18 protein-coding genes, 3 tRNA genes and 3 pseudogenes are annotated in these 23,989 nt (G+C 63.9%); 14 read left to right on the top strand and 10 right to left on the bottom strand.

The annotated features are described in order from the left end of the window. Positions 1-47 precede the first annotated feature (47 nt). Positions 48-161 (bottom strand): annotated as a pseudogene (locus ACNFOC_RS27965) (isochorismatase family protein); the annotation flags it as partial. 17 nt (positions 162-178) lie between these two features. Here ACNFOC_RS27965 and ACNFOC_RS27960 point away from each other — a divergent pair. After that, positions 179-406, top strand: coding sequence for a hypothetical protein (locus ACNFOC_RS27960; protein WP_416961850.1), 228 nt, complete (start codon positions 179-181; stop codon positions 404-406). A 75-nt stretch (positions 407-481) separates the two neighbouring features. Here ACNFOC_RS27960 and ACNFOC_RS27955 read toward each other — a convergent pair. Further along, positions 482-555, bottom strand: a tRNA-Phe gene (locus tag ACNFOC_RS27955). A gap of 24 nt (positions 556-579) precedes the next feature. Next, a tRNA-Asp gene (locus ACNFOC_RS27950) sits at positions 580-654 on the bottom strand. Positions 655-917: 263 nt separating this feature from the next. Between ACNFOC_RS27950 and ACNFOC_RS27945 the strand changes: the two genes are divergently transcribed. The 9 genes from ACNFOC_RS27945 to ACNFOC_RS27905 all read left to right on the top strand — a co-directional run bounded on the left by ACNFOC_RS27945 (position 918) and on the right by ACNFOC_RS27905 (position 12,359). After that, positions 918-1,607 carry a SpdA protein gene (locus ACNFOC_RS27945; RefSeq protein ID WP_416961849.1) on the top strand — a complete coding sequence of 230 codons (690 nt, stop codon included), beginning with the start codon at positions 918-920 and terminating at the stop codon, positions 1,605-1,607. A 115-nt stretch (positions 1,608-1,722) separates the two neighbouring features. Further along, positions 1,723-2,526: a hypothetical protein gene (locus ACNFOC_RS27940; RefSeq protein WP_416961848.1), complete on the top strand. Its 804-nt coding sequence runs from the start codon at positions 1,723-1,725 to the stop codon at positions 2,524-2,526. Between the two features lie 277 nt (positions 2,527-2,803). Further along, positions 2,804-4,828, top strand: a complete 2,025-nt coding sequence (locus tag ACNFOC_RS27935; RefSeq protein WP_416961847.1) for a recombinase family protein — start codon at positions 2,804-2,806, stop codon at positions 4,826-4,828. 147 nt (positions 4,829-4,975) lie between these two features. Beyond that, a complete protein-coding gene (locus ACNFOC_RS27930; RefSeq protein WP_416961846.1) occupies positions 4,976-6,133 on the top strand; it encodes a helix-turn-helix domain-containing protein in 1,158 nt (385 codons plus the stop codon). A gap of 28 nt (positions 6,134-6,161) precedes the next feature. Then, entirely contained in the window at positions 6,162-7,016 is an 855-nt protein-coding gene (locus tag ACNFOC_RS27925) for a hypothetical protein (protein WP_416961845.1), read from the top strand. A gap of 757 nt (positions 7,017-7,773) precedes the next feature. After that, entirely contained in the window at positions 7,774-7,989 is a 216-nt protein-coding gene (locus tag ACNFOC_RS27920; protein ID WP_416961844.1) for a hypothetical protein, read from the top strand. Positions 7,990-8,042: 53 nt separating this feature from the next. Continuing rightward, positions 8,043-8,672 carry a restriction endonuclease subunit S gene (locus ACNFOC_RS27915; RefSeq protein WP_416961853.1) on the top strand — a complete coding sequence of 210 codons (630 nt, stop codon included), beginning with the start codon at positions 8,043-8,045 and terminating at the stop codon, positions 8,670-8,672. Beyond that, a complete protein-coding gene (locus ACNFOC_RS27910) occupies positions 8,665-10,710 on the top strand; it encodes a type I restriction-modification system subunit M (protein WP_416961843.1) in 2,046 nt (681 codons plus the stop codon). Before ACNFOC_RS27915 ends, ACNFOC_RS27910 begins: the two co-directional genes overlap by 8 nt. A gap of 527 nt (positions 10,711-11,237) precedes the next feature. Further along, positions 11,238-12,359 (top strand): three-Cys-motif partner protein TcmP, encoded by a 1,122-nt coding sequence (locus tag ACNFOC_RS27905; protein WP_416961842.1) that lies wholly within the window; start codon positions 11,238-11,240, stop codon positions 12,357-12,359. Here ACNFOC_RS27905 and ACNFOC_RS27900 read toward each other — a convergent pair. After that, positions 12,331-13,086, bottom strand: coding sequence for a DUF5131 family protein (locus ACNFOC_RS27900; protein WP_416961841.1), 756 nt, complete (start codon positions 13,084-13,086; stop codon positions 12,331-12,333). The genes ACNFOC_RS27905 and ACNFOC_RS27900 overlap by 29 nt on opposite strands. A 422-nt stretch (positions 13,087-13,508) precedes the next feature. Here ACNFOC_RS27900 and ACNFOC_RS56085 point away from each other — a divergent pair. Continuing rightward, positions 13,509-13,996: pseudogene (locus tag ACNFOC_RS56085) on the top strand (transposase); the annotation flags it as partial. A 39-nt stretch (positions 13,997-14,035) separates the two neighbouring features. Here the strand turns inward: ACNFOC_RS56085 and ACNFOC_RS27890 are convergent. Further along, on the bottom strand, positions 14,036-14,608 hold the full coding sequence (locus tag ACNFOC_RS27890) for a hypothetical protein (RefSeq protein ID WP_416961840.1): 573 nt from the start codon (positions 14,606-14,608) through the stop codon (positions 14,036-14,038). 240 nt (positions 14,609-14,848) lie between these two features. On the opposite strand from ACNFOC_RS27890, the gene ACNFOC_RS27885 reads away from it, so the two are divergent. Together ACNFOC_RS27885 and ACNFOC_RS27880 are read left to right on the top strand one after the other, a co-directional pair. Continuing rightward, positions 14,849-16,192, top strand: a complete 1,344-nt coding sequence (locus ACNFOC_RS27885) for a serine/threonine-protein kinase (RefSeq protein ID WP_416961839.1) — start codon at positions 14,849-14,851, stop codon at positions 16,190-16,192. 49 nt (positions 16,193-16,241) lie between these two features. Beyond that, positions 16,242-17,573, top strand: a complete 1,332-nt coding sequence (locus tag ACNFOC_RS27880; RefSeq protein ID WP_416961838.1) for a DNA methyltransferase — start codon at positions 16,242-16,244, stop codon at positions 17,571-17,573. 55 nt (positions 17,574-17,628) lie between these two features. Here ACNFOC_RS27880 and ACNFOC_RS27875 read toward each other — a convergent pair whose 3' ends face one another. The 3 genes from ACNFOC_RS27875 to ACNFOC_RS27865 form a co-directional block, all read right to left on the bottom strand. Beyond that, entirely contained in the window at positions 17,629-18,561 is a 933-nt protein-coding gene (locus ACNFOC_RS27875; RefSeq protein ID WP_416961837.1) for a hypothetical protein, read from the bottom strand. A gap of 77 nt (positions 18,562-18,638) precedes the next feature. After that, entirely contained in the window at positions 18,639-21,020 is a 2,382-nt protein-coding gene (locus tag ACNFOC_RS27870) for a coiled-coil domain-containing protein (RefSeq protein ID WP_416961836.1), read from the bottom strand. Beyond that, positions 21,004-21,207: a hypothetical protein gene (locus ACNFOC_RS27865; RefSeq protein ID WP_416961835.1), complete on the bottom strand. Its 204-nt coding sequence runs from the start codon at positions 21,205-21,207 to the stop codon at positions 21,004-21,006. The genes ACNFOC_RS27870 and ACNFOC_RS27865 overlap by 17 nt, the downstream gene beginning before the upstream one ends. Before the next feature lie 449 nt (positions 21,208-21,656). Here ACNFOC_RS27865 and ACNFOC_RS27860 point away from each other — a divergent pair. Next, a pseudogene (locus ACNFOC_RS27860) lies at positions 21,657-22,146 on the top strand (MFS transporter); the annotation flags it as partial. A gap of 156 nt (positions 22,147-22,302) precedes the next feature. Here ACNFOC_RS27860 and ACNFOC_RS27855 read toward each other — a convergent pair. Further along, positions 22,303-22,375 (bottom strand) — tRNA-Glu (locus ACNFOC_RS27855). Between the two features lie 80 nt (positions 22,376-22,455). Continuing rightward, positions 22,456-23,955, bottom strand: coding sequence for a metallophosphoesterase family protein (locus ACNFOC_RS27850; RefSeq protein ID WP_416961851.1), 1,500 nt, complete (start codon positions 23,953-23,955; stop codon positions 22,456-22,458). Positions 23,956-23,989: the final 34 nt, after the last annotated feature.

The following is a 23,989-nucleotide window of genomic DNA, read 5'->3' as shown; positions in this document are numbered from 1 at the left end:
GTGATGGTCGGACCCGGCACCGGTGTCGCGCCGTTCGTCGGATTCCTTCAGGAGCGACGCACCACCGACCCAAGCCGCGGGAAGTCGAGTCTGACCGACGCCTGATGCTCGGCCGCGGTGAGCGCGCTCATGGCGTCTTCGACGAAGACGAGTCGGTGGCCGCGACATCGACTGCGCCGTGTTCGATACGGCCTTGATGCCCAAGTACGCCGTCGTCAGGCCCGCCATCGCGGTGAACGCCGAGGTCAGGACGCCTACGATCACCGCGCGGTCGCCGTTCAGCTGCCATACGCCGAAGATCGCCACCGCCGTGATCGCGATGTTGCTGCCGGCCACCGCGAGCAGTCCGTACCGCGCCCGTATCTTCTCCAGGTCCGTGTCCCGGATACCTCTGGCCTCGTCCTGACCCATCGCGCCCCGCCCTGTGTCGTCCGGTTACGACGAAAGCCCCGTCCCGGGTGGGACAGGGCTTTCGATCCGGTGGCTGGGGCCGGGATCGAACCGGCGACCTATCGCTTTTCAGGCGATCGCTCGTACCAACTGAGCTACCCAGCCACGAGATTCCTTGCGGAACCTCAGCGGTCCTGACGGGATTTGAACCCGCGGCCTCCACCTTGACAGGGTGGCGAGCACTCCAAGCTGCTCCACAGGACCAAGCTGTTGCGCGCGAACTGGCCGAGCCAGTGTCGCACACGGTGTTACGTGCCCCCAATCGGGGCACACGCAGATGGTTGCAGGTCTGACCGGCAGTGTCCAATCCGTATCGGGCGCCTCGTGGTGGAGGGGCGTTTTCGGCCTGCGGCCTGGGACGGGACACGGTGAAGCGGGACACGGGTCCGGCAGCCGTCACGGGGTGGACGGGTACTTCCTACGAGCGGACGATCACGCTTCGAGCGGTCACGTGGATCATGGGGGCCGTGGTCGGACTCACATTCCTGTTCGGCTTCGGGAACGTGTGGACCCTGGCGCTGCGCCTGGGTGTCCCGTCGTGGGTGGCGCCCCTGGTGGCGCCGGCGGTGGATCTGTCGGTGATGGGGTTGCTGCTGGGGACGCGGTATCTGGCGTTGCACGGTGCCCGGCCGGAGCAGCTTCGGCCCGCTCGTCGGTTGTTGGTCTTCTCGAGTCTGATGACGCTGGCGCTGAACGTGACGGATCCGCTGCTTGCCGGTCAGACGGGTAAGGCGGCTTTTGATGGGGTTGGGCCGTTGTTGCTGATCGGGTGGGCGGAGGTTGGTCCCGGCTTGTTGCAGGCCATTGCGGGCGCTCACGATGCGAGGCCGGCCAAGGAGCAGAGGCTTGTGCACAGCGCGGCGCAGGAGGAGGTCGCACCGGGCTCGGGTTGCGGCGATTCGATCTTGCCGTCTCGTATTGACCCTGGTCTGGGTGAAAGTCAGATGGCTCCCGGAGATGATCTCCTGGAGCGTGCTCGGCAGGAGGATGCGCGGCACTGGGAGACGTTTCAGCGACCGATCTCTGCTGAGACCTTGCGTAAACGGCTTCATATCGGAGCGGCGAGGTCCCGGATGCTCGTGGCCATGGTGCGGTCAAGCGGCAGTGATCTGTCTGGTGGGGACGGTGCTGACCGGGTCCGGGTGCCGATTCCGTAGCCCGCCGTGCGGCCTGCGGATTCACCTGTGGCGTTGTGGCGCTTTTCCTGTGCGGGGCGGCCTGCGTGGGCATGATTGATGGCCAGTGTGCCAAGGCGGGCATAAGGGGATGGGGATGCCTTACTGGTTCTACCTGCTGGGCTTGGCCGACCTGTTCTTCGTGCTGTGGTTTTTCACCTACGAGGTGGCCCGGTTGCTGCTCTGGCGGCGGATCGACCGGATGGAACGCCTGTTGCACGCGCTCCCCAACGGCCGGTATTTCGACCGCTTCGCCACGCCGTTGGTCACCCTCGTCGTCGGGCTGGCTGCCGGTTACGGGGTCAACGACATGGGTGAGGACGGTGCTGAGGGATTCTTCGGCCTGTTGACTGTCGTGGCCGTTGCGGCGGCACTTGGGCAGTATCACTTTCGAGAGGCGACCGGGACTCTGCCCAGGCCTGTGCCGCGTGCTCGTTGGCGACTGGAGCTTGCCGAAGGCCGGCGTGTCCTGGATGGAGATGGGGTCCTCTCGCCGACTGAAGCGGCCCGGTTGCGCGCCAGGGTTGTCGGGCTGGGAGGGGTCGGCGAGCGTCTCGTCCACCGTGCGGTCGCGCTGACTTGGCGGGAGGCGTTGCGCCGTGAGCGGTGGTGGGCGGTAGGGGGTGTGGCGTGCGCCGCCCTGCTGCCCCTGGTGACGATGGCCCGCGTGGCCGCCGTGCGTGGTGTCCACGCGGACGTGGCCGGCGTTGTGGCCTTGCTCGGCGGCATGTCCGCGGCTGTGGCGGTCGGCGCTGCCGCACGTCATGCACGTCACCGTCGGGAGTTGCGCGCCTTGGGCAGCGAACTCCGCCAGCAGACTCGCGCCCTGCTCGACCGTATGCCCGCCCCAGCAGGTGGGGACGATCCTGATCCCCCACGCCGTGGGCCGGTGTCCGGCTAACCGCGGGGGCCGCCCGACGACTTCTCTTCTGAATTCCCGGTGCCGACATGGTGTGCGGTTCCAGGTGATTTCGGAACGGTTCGACGATCAGTGGGACAGGGGTCGCCCAGGTAGGAGTGCCGAGGGCGTCGAGGCACTCGGCGAGATGGTGGCTTGTTCAGCCCGCGGTCTGTAGGTCAGCCGCGTCCGATCGGGTTGGTCTTGGGCGGGTCGTGCGTAGATCCTTTCGGTCGAGGACAGCCCATGCGCGAGGTACCAAGGCGAAAGGGTTCTGTTCGTGGCGGGTGGTCCCGAGGTGATCCGGGCGTGGGCGGCCTCACAGCATGGCGACAGCAAGGGAGACCGCTCCGGGCACGGCGATGGGGACGCCGCAACTGTCGCTCGTCTTGGTCCGGTTCGGGTTGCGTGGGTGGGGCGGACGTCAACGTTCGACCAGCAGGATCCGACGTTGTCGCTGCCGAGGCAGTTGCGGGCGTGCGAGCAGGTCCTGCCGGAAGGTGCGGTCATTGCTGCCCACTTCTACGACGTGGAGTCCGGGCGTACGGCGCTCGCGGACCGCGGTCGTGGGAGTGCCCATCGGCTGATGGAGATCCCTGTTCCGCGTGACGGCGGGATCGGGGATCTGCTGCAAGAGGCAGTCGGTCCCGGGCGGCGGTTTGACGCGGTGATCTGTGAGTCGATCGACCGGATCGCGCGCCGCACTCATGTCGCGACGGAGATCGAGTATCGGCTGGAGCAGGCGGGGGTCGTGCTGTGGGCTGCGGATGAGCCGATCCGAGTAGTTGACCGGGGCCGTCGGGCCAGGAATGCGACAGAGGTGCTGACCCGGCGGGTGAAGCAGGGGGTGGCGGAGTGGTACGTCACGGAACTGCTGGAGAAGTCCTGGGCGGGTTTCGAGACCCATACCGAGCAGGGGTACAACGTCGGCAAGCCCTGCTACGGCTACCGCGCCCGGAGAGTGCCGCACCCGGTGCCGGCGCGGCGGGTCAAGGGGATCAAGAAGACGCTGCTGGAGGCCCATCCCGTTGAGGGGTTGGTGGTGTCCAAGTGTTTTGCCTGGAGGGCGGCGGAGGAACTCGGCTACCAGGAGATCGCCGACCGCCTGAACGCCGATCTCCTGACCAACCCGCCGCCGACTCCAGTGGACGCCGGGCGGGCTGCGGGGCGCTGGACCGCCTCGAACGTGCGGGAGATCCTCCTGAATCCGAAGTACACCGGGCACATGGTGTGGAACCGGCGGGCCCGCAAGGGCACCGGCGGGAACCGCCTCAATCCGGCCGAAGAGTGGGTGTGGTCCGCCGCACCCGCGCACGAGGCCCTGGTCGATCTGGAGACATTCGTACGGGCACAACAGGTCGCTGAACGCCGTCAGCGCTCGCGTGGCGCGTCCGGGATGAACCGGCATCCTTCCACCAGGCGCGTCTACCGGCTGCGCGGGTACGTGTTCTGTGTCCTGTGCGGCCGTCGGATATGCGGCAAGCCCAGCGGTCGGACCACCTACTACGTGTGCGCGCCCAAGGCGGAATACCGGCCTGCGGGGCACCCACCCAGTATCTGGGTGCGCGAGGACGTGCTCCTCGGTGGGCTCACCCGTTTCGTGTGCGCCCAGGTGTTCGCCGGGGCACGGCGCCGTTTACTGGCGCCCCACATGGCGGTCGTTGAAGCGGAGCAGGGACGGGAGCGGCAGCAGCGGCTGGCCTCCCTGCGCTCGGCTCTCGCGGATACCGCGGCCCGGAGCCGGCGTCTGCTGCACAACCTGGAACTGATCGACCCACCGGATCCAGGTCTCGTCCGTGAGATCGGCGAGCGGCACGCACAACTGCAGGCACAGCAGGAGTCTCTCCAGGAGCAGCTCGCGGCCGCGCTGGAAGACAACCAAAGACCGCACGGGCCGGGGACGCCAGAGCTGTTCAGCCGTCTGCCGGTGAGTCCTGTCCATCTGTCTCGCCTGCCGGATGACCTGTCCCGCCCTCTCTTCGACGCGCTGCGCCTGACGATCCGCTACGACGGCAGAACCAGTGAGGCCGTGTGCCGGATCGTTGTCGCCTCTGACGCCGCGGTGGGCGAAGCAATAGACCGGGTTACCGAGAGCGAGCGCCATGTGGTCCGGTACGAATCCGCCCTCGCGGACCGACGGGACAGGGAGGCGCTTCAGACGCAGCAGGTCCAAGCGATGATGAAGGTACTCACCTGGCTGGTCGGCCAGCCGGGAGAGACCGCGGTCGGGGCACATGCAACGGCAAGTCGATCCTCGAGGACTTTGACCGCACCGGTCACGGGGAGCTGCACTGCCACCCCTTGAGGTTGCTGATTCGGCCGACTTTCCGGCCCTCGGCAAGGCGCAAGAATCATAAAACTTGCAGAGTTCGCCAACTTTCCGGTCCAAGGAAAGTTGGCGAAATCGGCAAGTTTTCTTGGACCGAGGCCCTTGCCGTGACATCATCGTCTCGTGGCCAACCTCACCCCTTCGCCTGCTGCCGCCGTCCTTGACCAGGGCCGAGCCGCGCTGCAGAACCTCCTGGGAGAGGAGTGGGAGGTCACCGTTCAACCTGAAGAGCTTCCCGGCGGTGACCACGGCTGGGAAGCGGTCCTTCAGATCAAGTCGAACAACGAGGGTAACTTCGCCCAGCTGCTCGTGGATGTCCGGGAAAAAATCACACCTAAAGACGTCTTCGGGTTCCTCACGTCCACGGCGCTGCTCGTGCGGCGGGTGAACCACTACACACGCCTGATGGTCTTCTCGCCGTGGATCAGCCCCAAGACCCAGGAGGCCCTGCGCGAGCAGGGAATCGACTATCTCGACTTGACCGGCAACGTGTCGCTGCGTGTGAGCAGGCCTGCGGTCGTGATCCACACCCGCGGGGCCGACCGCGCTCCCGCAGGCCACCGGACGGCCAGCGCCAAGCCCTTGCTGACCGGCGCCCGGGCTGGCCGCCTCATCCGGCTTCTGGCCGACGTCGCACCTCCTTACCGGACCACGGAACTCGCCCAGCACGCCGGCCTCAGCGTCCCCTACGTGTCACGGCTGCTCGATGCCCTGGAGGATCAGCTGTTGGTCGGGCGCGAGGGCAAGGTCATCACCTCGGTCGACTGGCAGGAGCTGCTGCGCACCCGGGCCAGCCACCTGGACCTGATGCGTCTCACTAACCCGCAAGGCATGCTCGCTCCCAACGGCCTCCAAGCGGTCCTGGATCGTCTGATCAAGCGAGACGGCGTTGTTGCTGGGCAGGACGTCCTTGTAACGGGCTCCTATGCCGCTCGCCCTATTGCACCGGTAGCCGTGGGCGGACAGCTCATGCTCTATGTGTCCCCCGATCCCGCAGCGGGCCACACCATCGCACGGGAGCTCGGGCTGATGCCCGTGCCTGAAGGCGGCGATGTTCTTCTGCTCCATGCCCCAGACTCCAGCGTGTTGCACCGGCCCAGGCGGTATGACCGCTACCGGCAGGTCGGCCCCAGCCAGCTGGTGCTGGATTGCCTCTCCGGCCCGGGACGTATGCCGGCCGAGGGCGAGAAAGTGCTCGAGTTCATGGCCGCGGAAGAACACTCCTGGCGCATTGCTGATCTTTCGCGTCTTTCGGGCACCGAGGAGCCGGGGCTCCTCTAAGATCGCGTCCACGATCGAGGGGGGCACGATGTCACAGGCACCGGCAGGCGCAGACGAAGATGAGCTCAATCAGGCTGCCCGCAGGGTCCTGTTGGACGCCCTCATCGCTCTCGAAGACCACAGTGAGGCTTTGACAGTGGTGGGAGCCCAGGCTGTCTATCTCCGCACCCAGGATGCGGTGATCCGCAGTGCGGCTTACACCTCGGACGGCGACATCAGCATCGACCCCGCACGGCTCGGAGACCGGCCGCTGCTCGAACAGGCCATGCGTAAAGCAGGCTTCACCCTCAAAGACCAGCAGTCCGGTCTGTGGGAACGCCCCGAGCAGGTCGGCACACTGACCGTCCCCGTCGAAGTGGACCTCCTGGTCCCGCACCAGCTGGCCCCGCAACCGAACACGAAACGGCGCACCGAACTGCCGCCCCACGACTCCTGGGCCACCAAGAAGGTGCCCGGCCTTGAAGTCGCCGCCGTCGACCGTTCCCTCATGACCTTGGCCAGCCTCACAGCAGGGGACTCCCGCAACGTAGAGGCCTATGTCGCTGGCCCTGCCGCGCTGCTCGTCGCCAAGGCGTTCAAGCTCGATGAACGTATCCGCGATGCAGAAAAGCGGCCCGACAGGCTGTCCAACAAGGACGCCGGTGACGTCTACCGCATCATGGCCGCCGTTCCCGTCGACGAGGTCGCCGCGGCCTTCACCGACCTGCGTGCCGATACGCGCGTCGGTGACGTCGCCGCCCAAGGGCTGGAGCTCTTGCGTAAACTCTTCGGAGCGGCCGCCACCTCCGGTACCGAACTCGCCGTCCAGGCCCTCGCCGGCGACATCCCCGAACGCCGCATCCGCACGCTCGCCCCGCTATACATCTCCGGCCTCATCACCTGAGGGTCCGGTAGCTGCTGCGAGACCGTTGTGTCCCGCTCGCCGGGCATGAACTCACCGGCCCGGTGAAGTTGGGCGACGCCGCAATGCTGGATCTGGCGGCCAAGACTCGGTTGCCTCGTGTGGACAGGAGCGGCCACCACTCCAGCGACTGGTGTCGACGGCGGTGCCCGCGCGGGCCGGGCGTCGGTCAGCGCGAAGGCGCAGTGGGTCGATGCAGGCGCAGACCGAGGGCGGGTGGGATAGCGGCCTCCACTTTTGCCGGGTCACCGCCAATCGACTGGATCAACCCGGTCTCCTGGTACACGCTCCACTCGATCGTTTCGAGCTCTCCGGTGGTGCGTCCCCGATGACGGATCGCTGAGTACGCACCCAGAGGTTCCGTTCTTCGTCCGGCTGCCGCTTCACCGTCTGACATCGAGGTGACTGACGGATCCATGTCGCGGACCTTCGTGCTCCCTCGAGAAAAACAATGTTGTTACCTCGCCAATGTGGTGCAGCAATACTCGGTCTTTCCACGCAACGCGATGGTGTGATGCGTGCGAAGAGGTCTTCGCACGCATCGAGTGCTACGATGAGGCTATCGAGGCTCGGGTTGCCTGAGTTCGTGTGTGGCGCTGTGGGGGGATGTGTCGTTTCCTGCGCGGCGCTGCAGGTAGGTGCAGTCCCATCTGACGACCGCACCGCCCTGTCGGGCTCCAAACCAAGCAGGGCGGCGCGGCCTAACCGACCCCCTCGCGGGGGCAGGGAGACAATCCACATGAGAATTGTCAATGTCCATCATGCCTGGACCTGGCCCTCGCAGACCAGAAAGGCGATGGTGACGCTGGGCGTGATCATCGTCGTGGGGGTCTCCGTGGCCGCCATGTCGGGGCGCGGTACGGCGGCCCTAACCGTGATCGTCATGGCCATGCTGGCTGTGGCGGCTGAGGAACTGCTGCGTGTGGCCCTGCGTTATTGGCTGTGCTTGGTCTGATCTGCGTTGTTGAGGGAAGGACGGGCCGAACTGTGCTGGGAGGCTACACATCCATGGTTCCGGATGAGGCTTGGCGTGAAGCCAAGGTCGAGCGGATCCCGTTGGGCAGCCTCTGCAGCGTGACAGCCGGCCCGTCCGGCTCCCTGTTGGACAACCTGCACGATGGCCCCGACGGCGTACCGGTCATCTCGCCGCCGGACATCACGGAGCACCTCACCGTGGACACCCGGCGGGTACGTCGGCTCCCCGAGGGCCAGGCCGCTCGGCTGGCGCGGTTCGCCCTGCGTGAGGGCGATCTGCTCGTTGTGCGGCAAGGAACGCTCGGTCGGCTGGCACTCATCCGCCCGGAGCAGAGGAACTGGTTCTACAGCTCTTCGTGCCTGCGTATCCGACCGCTTCGAGAGGTCCTCCCCGACTACCTGGCCGCGTACCTCACGCATCCTCCCGTGCGGCGAGAGCTCCTGAGCCTGGCCCTCCCCGGCACGGTCCCTTCGCTGAACTCCGAGATGCTGAGTCGGTTCCCGGTGGCTCTCGTCTCTTTGAGTCGGCAGCGGGCTGTCGTTGCTGCTCTTGCCGACATCGACGAGCAGATCAGGATCCAGCGTGCGATGGCCGACCGGCTGGCCGCTCTTCGGCCGTCTGTTTTCGACCAGCTGACCACGGGGGACCGAGCCGGTGAATGAGACGCGTATCCGGCACTGGACGGTAGAGCGGCTGGAGAAGTTCCTCTGGCAAGCAGCCGACAACCTGCGGGGCGTCATGACGGCCTCTGGCTATCACGAGGTCATCGCGCCCTTGCTGTTGCTCAAGAGAGTGTCGGATCAGCCGGGGTTGCTGACAGTGCCCGACCGCGCCCGCTGGTCGCACATCGTCGCGAACCCTCGTACAGAGCTGGGAGATGCGCTCAACAAGGCGCTGTCTGCGCTGGAGCAGAGCAACAAGCGGGAACTGGACAACCTGTTCGATCCGATCGACTTCAACAGGAAGCCAGGACAAGCCGAACTGGTCAAATTGGTCAACCACTTCGGCCAGCTGGACCTCAGCGACGAGTACCTGGAGTTCGGCGATGTGCTCGGCCATGCCTATGACAGCTTCCTTGGTCGCGCCATGTCCTTGACCGGCAAGCGAGGCGGGGAGTTCTACACCCCCCGCGCCGTATGCCGACTCATGGCAGAGCTTGTGGAACCACAGGCAGGGCAGAATGTTTACGACCCGTGCCTGGGCTCGGGCGGCATGCTTCTCCAAGCGATTCAGTACGCCAGCGAGCGCGACGGGGCCGGGGGGGAACTCGCCCTGTACGGGCAGGAGAAGAACAGCTCTGCTTGGTTCATGGGCCGCATGAACTTGTTGTTGCATGGCATCGCAGACGCTTCTGTGTCCGGCACCGACTCACTGGCCGAACCTCTCTACGCCCACGACGGCTCACTCAAGCGCTTCGACCGCGTCCTCACAGCGCCACCGTTCTCCATGAACTATGCCAAGGACGAGGTCAGGCACCCGGAACGCATGAGGTACGGCTGGACACCGGAAGGCGCCAAGAAGGCCGACCTGATGTTCGTCCAGCATGTGCTCGCCAGCCTGCGCCCCGACGGTGTCGGAGCCGTGGTCACCCCACACGGAGTGCTCTTCAGGGGAGGGTCCGAGGCAGACATCCGACGCGGGTTCATCGAAGACGATCGGCTTGAAGCAGTGATCGGCATCGGACCGAATGTCTTCTCCAACACGAACCTGCCCGCCTGCATCCTCGTGGTGAGAGGTACTCAGGGACCACCGGCAGACCGGCGCGGCCGCGTTCTGTTCATCAACGCCGAGCATGAGGTGGCCGCGGAGCGGGCGCAGAACCGCCTGGATCCCCAGCATGTGGAGAAGATCGCGGACGCGTTCCTGGGTTGGAAGGAGATTCCGGGTTTCTCGCGCATCGTTTCGCTGGAGGAGATCGAGGCGAACGACTTCAACATCAACATCCGAAGGTACGTCGTCGACGATCCGCCTGCCGAACCCTTGCTGGACGTTGAGGCGGCGCTGACTGGTGGCATCCCTTGGCGGGAAATCAAGCCAGAAGTGGAGAGGTTCAAAGCCTTCGGTATCGATCTCGACGAACTCGTCGTTCCCGCACGCCCCGGCTACCGGGACTTCTACGCGGAGGGTTACGAGGCAACTGCAGCCCGCATCCCAGAACTCACCGCTGCTCAGGAGCAGCAGTTGATGCTGAGCAGCCGCATGTGGTGGCAGAGGCAGAACGACCTGTTCACGGACCTGGCAGGAACCAACGACCTGTTCACGTCCGGGACGCGCTCCCACCTTCGGAGGACGTTCTGTGAGGAACTGCTGCCATTGGGGATCCTGGACTACCACCAAGTGACTGGTGCTTTTGCTGCTTGGTGGTCAGATCATCGAGATGACCTCAGGACCCTCAGCCACAAAGGCTTTGCCGGCGTGGTCGATAGATGGGACGCCGCCCGCCCGATCCGGCCGGAACACCGGCTGCCCGACCTTCCCCTCGACCTGGGGCGCAGCCGGGTGCTCGACACCTTGGGGAATGATCTCTGCTCGCGTGTCGAACAGCTCCTCGTCACGGAACGGCAGCGTCTGATCGACACTTATCGGTCATGGGGTGAGCGGTATGCGACTTCGATGGCAGACCTCGGGCGCCAATACGAAGCAGCGGAGTCCGAGCTCAGAGCGCGCATGGCGGACCTTGGCTACGACTGGCCTTTGTGAACGGCCGTTGGCAGCCTCCATGTGGCACTCGCGTCAGAGTTCTCTCACATCAATCGTGAGGTGCCTTGCCCACGGTGTTCGGACACGGAGTTCGGTTACCCAGACCGGCTGCCAGAATGCGAGTCCGGAGGATCCTGAACCGGGGGCGTGAGCGGTCGTTGTGAATGGTTACGGCCGATCTCCAAAGCCGCTGTTGAAGGGCGTGTCGGGGCGGTTGAACGCTCGGATAAATAGCCATTGGGCGCTTGCCCAGCACGATGTCGAGCACGGGGATGCCGAGCTGCTGGCCCCGTGCCGGTGCATGGAGTCGATCCCTATGAGGACTTTGGCGACACAACACCGCTGACCCATGCGATCGACGCCCAGGGGGGCGGCGGCTGACCGTGGGGGCGAAGGCCTATGCGGGGCCAGGCGAGCGATGCCGGAGGTATAACGGCTGGATCCATGCCTGAGGCACTCTGGCGCACACACGCTGAGTTATCGGACAATCACAGCGTTGGCCAGAGCTGGCTACCGGGGGAGGGCACATGGGCGTGCTGTGGAAGCTGGAGCCGGCGACTGCGGCCAAGCACCGGCTGTACCAGCGCTACCTGGACGCATGGTGGCCGATCCTGCTCCAGAAATCCCAGCGCACCGGCTACTCCCGGCCCCGGGTCACTCTCCTGGACGCCTTCGCGGGCCCCGGTCGCTACCAGGACGGCGAGCCCGGCTCCCCTGTGTTCATACTCGACCGCCTGCTGCGGCACGATGCGGTCGACCGGATGCACCTCAGCCCCCGGCGGGTGCACCTGGTCTTCATTGAGAAGGACCGCGCCCGCCACGAACACCTCCTGGCAGAAATCCACTCCCACTTTGGGCCGTTGAAGGACCTGCCGGTACGGGTGGAGGTCCGGCGCGGTGAAGCCGGACGCGACAGCCTCCCCATCCTCGACAACCTCGGCGCCTGGGGCAACCCGATCCTCGGGATCTTCGACAGCTGGGGCAGCGCCAACGTTCCGCTGCACGTGATGAACCGCATCGCCCACAACCGCTCCAGCGAGGTCATCACCACTTTCGGCCCTAACTGGTTCAGCCGGCGCGAGGAGCTCAACGCCGACATCCTCGACACGGTCTTCGGCGGCCGCGACCACTGGAGTGCCGCAGACGACGAACTGCGCTCCGACGAACGATGGCGCGTGTGGTTGCACACCTACCGCGACGCCTTGCGCCGGGCGGGCTTCGGCTACCAATTGCAATTCAAACTCGTCCCTCGCACCGGGCAGCCCCTCTACCTCGTCTTCGGCACCGGCAGCCCCGCCGGCCTCAAAGCGATGAAGGATGCTATGTGGAAGGTCGACGACCGCGACGGTGACAGCTTCCGCGACCCCCGCACCCGCGGCGCCGAACTCGAAGGTCAGCTCGACCTGTTCCAGGCAGCTGGGCTGACCGACACCGAACTGCTGGAACTGGTCACGCAGCGCCTCACCCTCGGAGAGGCCAGCGTGGAGACAGTCGGCGAGTGGCTGCTCACCGAGACCGCCCGCTGGTTGCCCAAGCACGCCCTTCAGGCGGCCCGGCAGATGCGTCAGGATGGCCTGATCGTCGTCCAGTCACCGGGCAAACTCACGGCCAAAAGCAAGGTCAGCCTGCAGGCACAGGTTCGGGCATAGGCATCTGGTCCCAGGTGCGGCCCTGAAGATGCCGACCAGACGCCTTAGGGGTGCGGCCGCCCCATTGTTTGAAGAAGAAGGCCACATCGGCCTGCACACAGGTGTCCCGGATCGTTGTGACCCACTCCTCCGTCACCGGGCGGAATCGGGGACCGGACTCGCCACCCGCGATCACCCAGTGAATACCGGTCAAGTCCAGGCCGCCCAGGGGCCCGAGCAGCGGCTCGCAGGACAGGAACCGCACCGCGGCCGGCACCTGCCGCAGGTCGTCGACGCGTGGCAGTTCCTTCGCGCTCTCCACGGACACACCCATCCACAGGTTCGCCGGCCACTCCAGCCGGTCGGCGACCTGCCGCAGCCGCCGCGCCCGCTTCGTGAGCACCTGGTACGTGTGCTGCGGCGTCTGTCCGATCACGTCGAAGACCTGCCGCACGTAGTCCAGCGGAACCCGGGCGTGGAATAGGTCCGACATCGAGTTCACGAACACCGTGCGCGGCGCCCGCCATCCCAGCGGCACCCGCAGCGCGTCCGGATGTACCGTCAGACCGAAGCCAGGTCCGGAAGTACGGGGATCACCATCTTTCTGGTACTTCGCTGACCCCATCGCCTTCAACCGCTTCGCCAGCGCCAACGCGTAACAGTTGTCGCACCCATCCGATACCCGGTCGCAGCCGGTTGTGGGATTCCACGTCGCCTCGGTCCACTCGATCGAGCTGCGGTCACTCACCCCTCGGCCCTCCATCCCCTACGAACGCCGCGACCGTATGCGGTCCTACGGTCGCGCCACTGGACATCGGCATCCAACCACCCGACGTCGGAGGCTGTGACAGCCTTTCCTGAATGGAACACCTGTACCTATCTTTTCGGTAGGGCGCGTGCTGCATGTTCGGCCATGACGTCACGTCTTCACCGAGCGGTCGCCGGGCCGGCTCCGGCGGACACTCCCTCCAGTCGCCGGACCGCCGCGCCAGCTGCGGCACCACCGTGGCGACCGCCACCACTCGGCCAGACTCCGTACGGCACGGCTTGCACAGCCCGTCCCGCCATCGGATCCCACCCCGCCCACGGCGCCGGTACCTCCGCGTCGTCTGCCGCTACGGCAGACTCTGATGGGCGGCACTCAGCCGCTCTGTCGGCGACGGCCACGCACGGCGGATACGGGACTCCGTCCGCGGACTGCTCGGCCCGGTAGGCCGAAAGAACAGCTGGCAGCTCGCCGAGTACGCCGGCCACGCCACACGGCCTGCAGCACCTTCTCTCTGACAGCCGGTGGGATGCCGACGACCTGCTGGCGTACATGGCCGAGCAACTCGGCCAGGCAGACGGCGAGTTGATCCGCGACGACACCGGCTTCTGCAGGGGCGCAGCGGCAGCACTCCGGCACGGCCGAGCGGATAGCGAATTGCCAGATCGGCGCCTTCGCTGCCTACGCCACCGCCTACGCCCTGGTCGATCGTGAGCTCTATACCTGCCCAAGTTCTGGGACAAGCGACCGGGAACGCCGCCCGGCGGCTGGCGTCCCCGACGAGCGCACCTTCGCCGCCAAAGGCGACCTTGTCCGCGACATGATCCTTCGCGTCCTTGCCTTCCCGCTGCCCTTCGCCTGGGGCACCGTGGACTCCGCCTACGGGCAGGACTCGCACAAATCTTTCGCCATCCCAAGCGCGGCCCGCACTCTACAGACGATCGAAAACCGCATCATTCCTCTGTTCTAGAAGCTTCATAATCGCATCGATTGTTGCCACTCGAAACTCGTCTGCCTTTTCTAGCTGATGTTTAAGTTCAGAGATCTTTTGCTGGTCGAGTGGGCGGGTTCTCTGACGGCGCTGCCCGGAAATTTCGACGCGAAGGCTCGCTTCAAGATCACGGATTTCCAACATGAATTCCTGATAGGGTCCACGGCTCGGCTGCCTGGACTGAAGGTAGACTTGTTGGTTGGTGATCCCTGATGTGGCCGTACGAGTCAGGAGATTATGCGCTGCCGCCTTCTCCGTGAACTTTTCAAGATCTATGAACTGACCCACTTCAAGATCCTGAACCGTGGTCCGGAGCGTCTCCAACCACATCGCTGTCGTAACGCGAATCTCTGCAAGTTTACTGACCGCCTCTGCCGCAAAGGCATCGCTAGCCTGCCTCTGGTCGGCGCGCTCCTTTCGTCGCTGGAGCTGGAGCGGACCGAAGTACGAGGCCAAGCTCCCAAGAAGGGTGCCGCCAACTCCAGTGGTGATCGCGAGCCATACCGGGTTCATGGTGGCATCCTGCCCTGTCATGCTTGCCCATTGCGCCCGATTGACGTACCTGATTCGAGATCGTGCAGGTGGCCTGACCAACCGTCAGACTTCAAGTCCCGAGTCGCGACCGCAGTAAGGCAGTCATGTCAGCCAGGAGGTCCATCCCTCCGAGTCGACGAACTCACCTCTGCTGAGGGCAGTTCTCGGCCAGCTTGGCGAATCGAGGCCATGTCGATCTCGAGGGCGCAGTCGTAAGCTGTGCCTGTGGGGGAACCTGAGACAAGCGTGTCGCCGCACGATCGATACCACATCGCAGACACCGCCCTAGGTGATGGGGCCTACGCTGAGGTCTACCGTGCGGTGCACCGCGGCACTGGGGCAGAGGTCGCGCTGAAGGTTGCCCGCGGACGGCCGGACGCGCAGGCGCGCATCAGGATGGAGATCGAGGCCCAGACGGTCCTCGCTCACCCCAACATAATGCCGATTCGCGATCACGATCCAGGTTTTCTTTGGTACACGATGCCAATCGCAGATGGCACTATGAAGAATCTGCGGAGCAGACTGACCGAGGAGTCTTTGATCTCCATCCTGCTGAATCTGGCTGACGCACTCGAGGTTGCTCATCAGCAGAATCTGATTCACCGGGATATTTCTCCAGCAAATATCTTGGCGCTTCCCGGCCAGAATACAAGCGGACTGCGATGGGTGGTGGCCGACTGGGGAATGGTGCGTCGTCCACCCGAAGCAGGAAAATCCCCGCTCACAAGGACTGGGCAGCGTATGGGAACACCGGGATTTGACGCTCCTGAGCTCAGCGACGATCCTCGCAAAGCCACGGCTGCAGTCGATGTCTATAGTTTGGGACGGGTGGCTGCCTGGTTTCTTACAGGCAAGATGCCACAGACCGGCCGATCACTGCTCCCCGATGCTGCCGACGTATTGCACTGGCGTCAGTTCGTGCTGGGCTGCACCCAGGAAGAGGTCGTTGCGCGCCTGCCGAATATGAGTGAGTTGCGGCGAGAGTTGAACGCCATCTCGACCGAGCGTGACGAACCACCCGCCCAACGCGCGCGGCGTCTGGTGAACGGACTGTTGCGTGGTGTCGGCGAAAATCTGGGCGACCTAGCATCCCTGGCTGAGGCGTATAGCCACGACGCCTCGCTCTACCTTGATCACCTTGCACGTGTTCCGTCCGCTACGCTGCGCAAATGGGTCGGTGGGGCCCCGCAGCAGGGTGCAGTGCTCGGATCCTGCATGGCTCGCCACCTTGTTGAAAGCCCCTGGGAAGATCGCGATGCAGAGTATGTGGGAACCCCCCTCGGCTTCATCCATAGCATCCTGCGCGCACTCATCGAGTCCGGACATCTAGGACTAGCCCAGGACATAGCCGGCGGATTCTTCGCTGCTGACGCTCACTGGAGGCACTCCGAGCAACGGATGCGCACCCGGGAATGGCTAGACGATCTTGACACATCGGGGATCAAAGCCATGATCCGTGTTCTGGGACGTTGTGGCGACTCCGTTCTTGCCTACTACAGGGAGGCTGGGTGGCGTCCACGGAACCCTGCGCTGGATGCCTTCCTCGGCAAGGTGCCCAGCTGATCGCTCAACACCGTGGCGGCGGACCCCAACACCGTGGTGCAATGTGCGGGTGCTGATCCAAGACTCCTCTCTGCCCGATGACTCACGGCGTGCCGACGACCTCATGCCAGTAAAGCCTGCCTCCGGGCGTGGACGTAGCCACGGCACGAGCCGCAAAGAAGCCTTCGACCGGTGGTTCCGGTACCCGGCTGGCTTCGCTTCCGACTACGTATCCACTCTGCTGGAAACCCTGGATCTAGATCCGGGCAGCCTCATCATTGATCCTTTTGCAGGATCAGGAGTGACGGGGACGGCTGCGCGCAGTGCAGGCCACTCTTTCTATGGGATCGAGACTCATCCGCTTATTGCGGAGTTGGCAAACCTGAAACTGCAGACGCCCCCAGGCAGCCCCGAGTCGTTGATAGAGACGGCAAGCTCCCTGGCTAAGACAGCTGAGCGGATGGCCCCGTCGGCAGGGGACGCGCTCAAGAAAGAAGCAGACCTAACACAGCGTTGTTTTCAACCTGCCGTCCTTGCGCGTCTTGTCTCGCTGCGAGACATCATCCGCGCCGGCCACGCCGGCCACTGGGGCCCATACGTGAAATGGGCGCTGCTGGGAACTCTGAGAGACGTGGCTTCCGTACGAGTGGGGTGGCCCTACCAACGTCCAGGGTCTCAAAGGCAGCCGCGGTTTACCGACCCGCTTGAACGCTTCATCCAACGGGCAATGTGGATGGCCGAGGATCTTCAACAGGGAGTGATAATCCGATCGGACATCTCCGCTTCCGTTACCCACGGCGATTCTCGGGATCCAGAAACCTGGAAAGGTGCAATCGGAGCGCAGGGCTGCGTGGCATCGCCTCCATACCTAAACAACTTCGACTACGCCGACGCAACACGACTAGAACTCTACTTCTGGGGAGACGTGACCAGTTGGGCCGACATGTGCTCGACAGTACGCTCGGGGATGATTACAGCCACAACTCAGCAAACCAGCGTGGGTGCTGCGCGTGAAGCTAGCTCAAGGCTGGCTCGATTTGCGAACGCAGGCGCCACTGTGCAGGAACTGACCGCACAACTGCAGGCAGAGCGCGACAAGCGAAACCGAGGAAAGGAGTATGACCGCGTCATCCCAGACTACTTCGCTGCGATGGCCCAGATCTTGGAAAACCTCGCGAAGTCCATGACCTCTGGTGCGCCTTTCGTCTGGCTCGTAGGGGACAGTGCCCCATATGGCGTTTACATCGATACGCCGGGTCTCATTGGCCAGATCGGTGAACAAGTCGGATTCTCTATGGAAAAAGATATTGTGCTCCGTCGGCGTGGTCAGCGCTGGGCCAGTAACCAGACCCGCCATGATGTAGAGCTCTCGGAGCGTCTCATCTTGCTTCGGCGTCAGTAGGTCCCTTCAGGTCACAATTTTCACAGGAGGGACAAAATCTTGCTCCTAACGCTCCCTAATCACTCTCTTGTCGTGCAAGCGTGAATTCGGAAGTCAGGCTCTTTATTACGGCTCGCGTGTCAGCGGAGCGCTCAAAAACCATCGACTCATGCGCGAGCCTTCCGGCGACAGCTCGGAATTCTTCGACAAGCTGATCGAGCCCCGTCGAGAGCAGTGATTCTGTGAGTCCGGGGCGACGGGCGAGATCCTTTCCAAGAAACGAAATTACCTCTTCCTTGTATTTCGCAGGAATATACAGGAGTTCGCCGTCGTCGGAATGATTAGGAATTACAACGACACGATGAGCCAGTCGGCGCCGCGCTTCGCTCAACGCGTATCCGCCTTTCAGTCTCTGCTCGCCCATTGACCTATTGCTGCGGCTCTTAGAAATGGCTCCAGCAAAGCGTTCGGCCCCTGCATGGATCGCCGTGTCAACACGCTGCCCTTCCACCGACCCGCTACTCCAACGTACGACGGCACGTTCGGGGACATCCGAGCGGTTGATGAGTAGCGCTATGACCAATCCGACAGAGATCGCCTGCATGACTTCACGGCCTTGACCGCTCCGAAGAGCAATTACCTGGTTCAGCCGCGCGCGACTCCATTTCTGGTAGACCGCCAAGGCGCGGCCTTCTGCAATCGCGACATCACGGGGAGGCAGAACCACGTAGTTATCTTCGAGGTCCAGATCATCGAGTAGCGAAATTAGAATACGTGCTTCGACCCCCACGATTAGCGTGTTCTCGCCAGTATTTACGACAAGAGGTTCGCCTCGTTTGGAACGGAGTAGCTCTACGGGAGTGGCCGGCAGCTGCGAAAGACGTTCACGCAGACTGTGTCCTCGGGCGAGTGGATCGAAGAAACGACGACAAAGCTCGATGTCGCCATCTATATCGCTCAGCTCTTGATTGTAGGTCAAGTACCAGAGTTGAGTGAGATCGCGAATCAAGGCGGTACACTCAGAGGCTGCGAGTACGGCAGGGACGCCAAAGATTTCGCGACTTGAACTGGTTGCGGTCTCGTGCCTCACGGTCGCAAGGCCTCCGCAAAATAGCCGCGCCGTTCCAGGTCGTCAATGTGAGCCGCATTTTCCCCGTCGGCGTTCGTGGGCTGATGGGGAATATGCGGAAGAATCACCACGACTTGATCTCTGTCGGAATCGCGCTGCCGGTCCGTGAGATACTGTGCGAGCCCCGACATGCGCCTACTGTCAAGAAAGGCTCCAAATTCGTCAAGAGCAATCAATCTGTTCGCAGCTGGCGACTCCTCGCGGTCAAGTTGAGCAACTTGCGCCTGGGTGAAGGCAAAGGCTTGCTGTCCACTGGAGAATGCCGACAGAGAGCGCTGGCGGGTTTCGCCACTCACCGTCCAGAAGACATTCATGCTGTTCGCGTCGAGTCTGATGTCGTCGCCGCCGTCGAATAGCGCTTGGCGCACAAGGTCATCCGCGAACCACTGTCGCACTTCTGCTGCCAGCCATCGGCGCGTTACCAAATCATAGGGGTTGCGTTGGTGGTCACCGGACAAAGAGCGATCAAGGTCAAGGTCTGTAGCGAGGGCGCCTAGTGACGATCCGACTCCACGTACAGTCGCGAACGTGCGTTCCAGCAAGTCTCGGCTTTCATCCAGGCGAATGGAAATTTCGCCGAGTATCCTTGCCTGAGAATCAAGAGACGCCTCGGGCAATGACTCAATGGCAGGTACCGCCCGACGTAGCCAGGACAGGTCCTCCTTCGTCACTAGCTCGTGGACTACGCGGGCGATATAGGTAGATCTTTTGTCAGCCTGCTGCTGCAAGAGCTCAGCTTGGTGGGCAGCTTGAGCCTCCTTGCGCTGGATGTCATCGCGTTCAAGACGTTCACGATCCCGCCGACCTCGTACGCGCGCTGCGTCGACATCTGCCTCGCTACAGAGCCGGTCAAGTTCCGCCGCGAGCTTCTCCTCGCTGAGGCCACCGCCCAGCAACGCGTAAACCTGGGTAAGGCGGATGTGCTCGGACTGCACTTCCAGCCCTTGCTGATCCAGAGAATCACGAATCTTGATCAAATCTTCTACAGTACGTGCAGTCTGCTCCGGCAGAGCACCTGCTGCTGCTCCCAGCCGTTCCTGAGCCCCAGCATGTTTAATCCGAGCTTGATCAACTTGATCAAGTGCGTCCGACATCTGGGACAGGGCATCCAGCCGATTGCGGATTTGCTCGATTTTGTGGGCAAGTTCCTCGGCGTCCGACGAAGGGGCACGTTCGCGCAACGCAGCCATGCGCTGCAGGCACCTGTCCTTCCAATCCGTTACGGTCCATCCAAGCCTTTCGTCAACTGATTCGAAGAGAATCTCCGCGCCCAGATCGTCCAGCTCGGCCTGCTGCAAACGTGAGGCGAGGTCGTTGAGCACGTCCACGACCAGCGGTGCTGAGTGAATCCGCGGTTGCAATTCTGTGAGCTCAGCCAATGTTGCACCAACAGTATTACTCAGAGCATCCACTGCATCACGCCGCGGAGCTACATCTGCGATCGCCGCCAATTTCTCGAGTGTAGAGGTCGTTTCGCGCAGTACCTTATCGCATCGCGCGAGATGCTTTTGTGCGTTGTCGAATTCGCGCTCCGCCTGCTTATCTTGGTGCTCTCGAGCACTAGCGGCAGAGATCTGCTTATTCAGTGCTTCTTTCTCGCGATCCAGTCCAGCCAGCTTTTCGTTCAACTCGCCTAGCTTTTCCTGCATTTCAGAGCCGCGGCCCTGGACCTGCGCCAAGCGCTCGGATGTATCCACGGCCTGATCGAGGAGCGCAACTCGACGTTTTAGTTTCTGAGCTTGCGATGCAAGATTATCTGCACGTGTTCTTGCCTCGCTGGCAGCAGCAGACTCGGCTGCCACTTGTTCAGGTGCACAGGCATCGATGAATTTCTTGAGATCGCCCAGGCGGTCGTCGAGTTGGGACTGGCGGATTTGGCCGCTGGCGGAGTCCCAATTGTTGAGGCGATCGCGTGCATCCTGGATTCGACCGGCAAGTATTCTATCGGGCGTCTTGGCGGCTAGTACGTGATAGACCTTGAAAATTGCGGGAATGTCACGGGAGCGTGCTGAAACGCCTGATACTCGGACAGCACCTAGTAGCTCCCCAAGGGGCTCTGCCTTGGCAGGCCAACGGTGGGGCTCGACCAACCACTCGATCTCGCTTGCCTCGTTGAGGCCGGTAACAGTTATCCGCGCTCGAACCAATTGTTCCCTAAAGGTTCGCCACGACGAATCTTGCCCGGCAAAAGGCTGTTCTCCAGAACAGAGTCCAAGCAGCTTGATGGCATTAGTCTTGCCGATGCCGTTGTAACCCTCGATTTTACACAGAGGAAGATTGGGGATCTCCTCAATTATGCGGAGGCCTCGGCGGCATTCAGCTTCAATCCTGATGTGCACCGCGCACCATCCTCTCAAGCACGACGCTGGCGTCGAACGGCTCCTCTGCGATGCATTCCAAGGTTTGAAGATCTAGCAGGATGGAATTATCAATATTCTCAGCGAGAGGCGCTTGGTCCAGATGTGCCGCTGCCGCTACCTCACGCATCACGTTCAGCATCTGCTGTCCAGAGTCTCGCACCGGCATGCCCCCCAGCCTGATCATCGCACCATGTGTGGCTGGCCATTCTATCCTCGCGGCGGCTCTCCTGAGACTCCAATGCCTTACTTCGAGCGGACTGCCGCTGAATACCCGCCAAATGCGTGAAGCTCAAGTGTGTCTTCGGCGAGGGCAACCGCGTCGTCCTCCAATGCCACCAGAAAGAGTGACCACCGGCAGCAGGACGGGCGCGTCGGTCAGGGGGGCGGGCTGCCGTTGGCTGGCCTGGGTGGCGGCCAGGAGGTTGGTGCCGGCCGCGCAAGGGGCCGAATACCGGTACGAACTCTGTGGCCGCGCGGTGGCATGGTGATGGCCCGATGCCGCGTAGCAGTGCATCGGGCCATGCCCGTGTGTTCCAAGGTCCGTGCGATCCGCACACTGTGGCGGGAAGGGCCGCACACTCGCGACGCGCCGGGCATGCGATCAGAGAACAGCGGATGCCGGTTGGACTCGTCACGCTGGCGCTCGGCGGTTTCGGCATCGGCCTGACCGACTTCCTGATTGCCGGGCTGTTGCCGCAGGTGGCGTCGAGTTTCGCGGTGTCCGAGGCGGCAGTGAGCTGGGTGATCTCCGGGTACGCGTTGAGTGTCGCAATCGCGCTGAGCTAGGCGACGGCTCGGCGGCGCTGTGAGGAAGTCTTGGTCGGCCTGGGGGTGTTGTTCATCATCGAGAACGTGGTGCCCGCTCTCCCGCCGAGTTATCCGGTGATGCTGCTCGGTCGGATCATCACGGCGTTTTGCCATGGTTCGTTCTTTGGGATCGGCTCGCTGGTTGCGCGCAGTCTGGTCGCGTCGGAGAGGAAGTCCTGCGGTGGTGGTCATGTTCGCCGGGCTCACGGTTGCGAACGCGCTGGGCGTGCCGTTCGGTGCGATGGTCGGCAAGCACTGGGGCTGGCTAGCGGCCTTCTACTGGGTTATGAGCCATGGCGCGCATGATCAGGGTGATTACATATCAAGCCAGATGCAACGGCGATGGCGCCCTGCGGCTCGCAGCGCGCAAATCATACTAAAAACCCTACCGGCGGTAGTTCCATCGGTAGGGTAAGTAGCCCATCTGACCTGCGAAAACGCATAAACGATCTTGTGCCCCCAACGGGATTCGAACCCGTGCTACCGCCTTGAAAGGGCGGCGTCCTAGGCCGCTAGACGATGAGGGCTATCGGCCCGCCTGGGCGCTTCTCAGCGCGTCGGGGACGTCAGAAGCATATGGGATGGCGGGAGGTATCGCCAAAACGGTTTACGGGGTCCTCGACAGGGTGCCCGACGGCCGGGGCGAGGAGGGACTTGGGGAGGGGGTCGGTGACGGACTCGGTGACTGCGGTGCGCCCGGCAGGTTCTCCTTCGGGAGGTGGCGGCTCACCTCGGCCGTCGTCAGGCCCAGGCCGCCCAGTTTGATCTCGTCCCAGGCCTGGAGGCGGTGGGTGTCGCGGTCGACGTAGAGGATCGACGCCTCGATGGGGTCGGGGTACTTGCCCTCCACCGCCCGTAGGCCGCTGCCGCCCGTCGAGCCCTCGATGCGCAGGCGTGTGCCGTGCTTCATGACCTCGGTGCCCTCGTGGTGGAGGTGGCCGGCCAGGACCAGGGGGACCTCGCCGTCGGTCTGGCGGGCCGCCGACGGTTCGTGGACCAGGGCGATGTCGACCGGGGTGCCGGCGGCCCGCTGGTCGCGGAGGGAGGAGGCGAGCTGGTCGCCGGCGAGTTCCTCCGCGTTGTCGGCGCCCGGCGCGGTCGAGCGGTCGGGGGTGAACTGGGGGTCGCCGATGCCCGCGAAGCGTATGCCCGCGACCGTTTCCGCCCGCCCCTCGTCCAGGACGTGCACGTTCTTGATGCGTTGGAGGTAGCGCTGGGTGGCGAGGGAGTCGTGGTTGCCCCTGACCCAGACGTACGGCGCGCCCAGGTCGGCGATGGGGTCGAGGAAGCCGTTCTCGGCCGTCGTGCCGTGGTCCATGGTGTCGCCGGTGTCGACGATCACGTTCACCTTGTACTGCTCCACCAGCGACGCGATGATCTTCCAGCTCGCGGGGTTCAGGTGGATGTCCGAGACGTGCAGGACGCGGATCGTGGTCGGGTCCGGCTGGTAGGCGGGGAGCGTCGATGTGACGTCGTAGAGCTTCGTCACGTTTGTCACCAGGCGGGCCAACTCCTGCTGGTAGACGTCGAATTCGGTGACGATGTTGCGTGCGTTGCCGACCAGGGACGGGGCGGAGGAGAGCAGGCCGGAGAACTTCGGTTCCAGGATCGACTTCGGGTTCCAGGTCGCGAACGCCGTCGCTCCGGACGCCGCCAGGAGGGTCAGGGCGAGGCCGCCGGCCGCGAGGGCCCGGCGGGGGCGGCGGTAGACCGCGAGACCGAGGGTCGTGGCGCCCAGGACCACGGCCGTGCAGGACCGTACGGCGAGGTCGAGGGTGCCGTGTTCGACGTCCCGGGCGACCTCGTCCTGGAGGCCGGAGAGGCGCTCGGGGTGGTCGACGAGGGCCTGGGAGCGTTCCGGGTCGAGCTGGTCGACGTTGACGTCCAGGCGGACCGGGGCGTGGTGGCTGTCGAGGGACAGGGCGCCGAGCGGGGAGACGTTGATCTTCGTGCCGCCGGTGAGGGACGGGCGCAGGGTCATGGTGGTGTTCATGGGGCCGACCTGGGCCCGTACGTCGGGGGTGAACTGGGGGTCGCCGATGCCCGCGAAGCGTATGCCCGCGACCGTTTCCGCCCGCCCCTCGTCCAGGACGTGCACGTTCTTGATGCGTTGGAGGTAGCGCTGGGTGGCGAGGGAGTCG

The organism is Streptomyces colwelliae (assembly GCF_048158785.1).
In the GTDB taxonomy this organism is placed as follows: domain Bacteria; phylum Actinomycetota; class Actinomycetes; order Streptomycetales; family Streptomycetaceae; genus Streptomyces.
This window is presented reverse-complemented; position numbering and strand designations above follow the sequence as displayed.

Bases quoted from the DNA above. Each gene is read 5' to 3' on its own strand.
- ACNFOC_RS27865 (WP_416961835.1), bottom strand. From the start codon at position 21,207: ATGCCGGTGCGAGACTCTGGACAGCAGATGCTGAACGTGATGCGTGAG.
- ACNFOC_RS27890 (WP_416961840.1), bottom strand. From the start codon at position 14,608: ATGAACCCGGTATGGCTCGCGATCACCACTGGAGTTGGCGGCACCCTT.
- ACNFOC_RS27915 (WP_416961853.1), top strand. From the start codon at position 8,043: ATGGTTCCGGATGAGGCTTGGCGTGAAGCCAAGGTCGAGCGGATCCCG.
- ACNFOC_RS27920 (WP_416961844.1), top strand. From the start codon at position 7,774: ATGAGAATTGTCAATGTCCATCATGCCTGGACCTGGCCCTCGCAGACC.
- ACNFOC_RS27925 (WP_416961845.1), top strand. From the start codon at position 6,162: ATGTCACAGGCACCGGCAGGCGCAGACGAAGATGAGCTCAATCAGGCT.
- ACNFOC_RS27905 (WP_416961842.1), top strand. From the start codon at position 11,238: ATGGGCGTGCTGTGGAAGCTGGAGCCGGCGACTGCGGCCAAGCACCGG.
- ACNFOC_RS27940 (WP_416961848.1), top strand. From the start codon at position 1,723: ATGCCTTACTGGTTCTACCTGCTGGGCTTGGCCGACCTGTTCTTCGTG.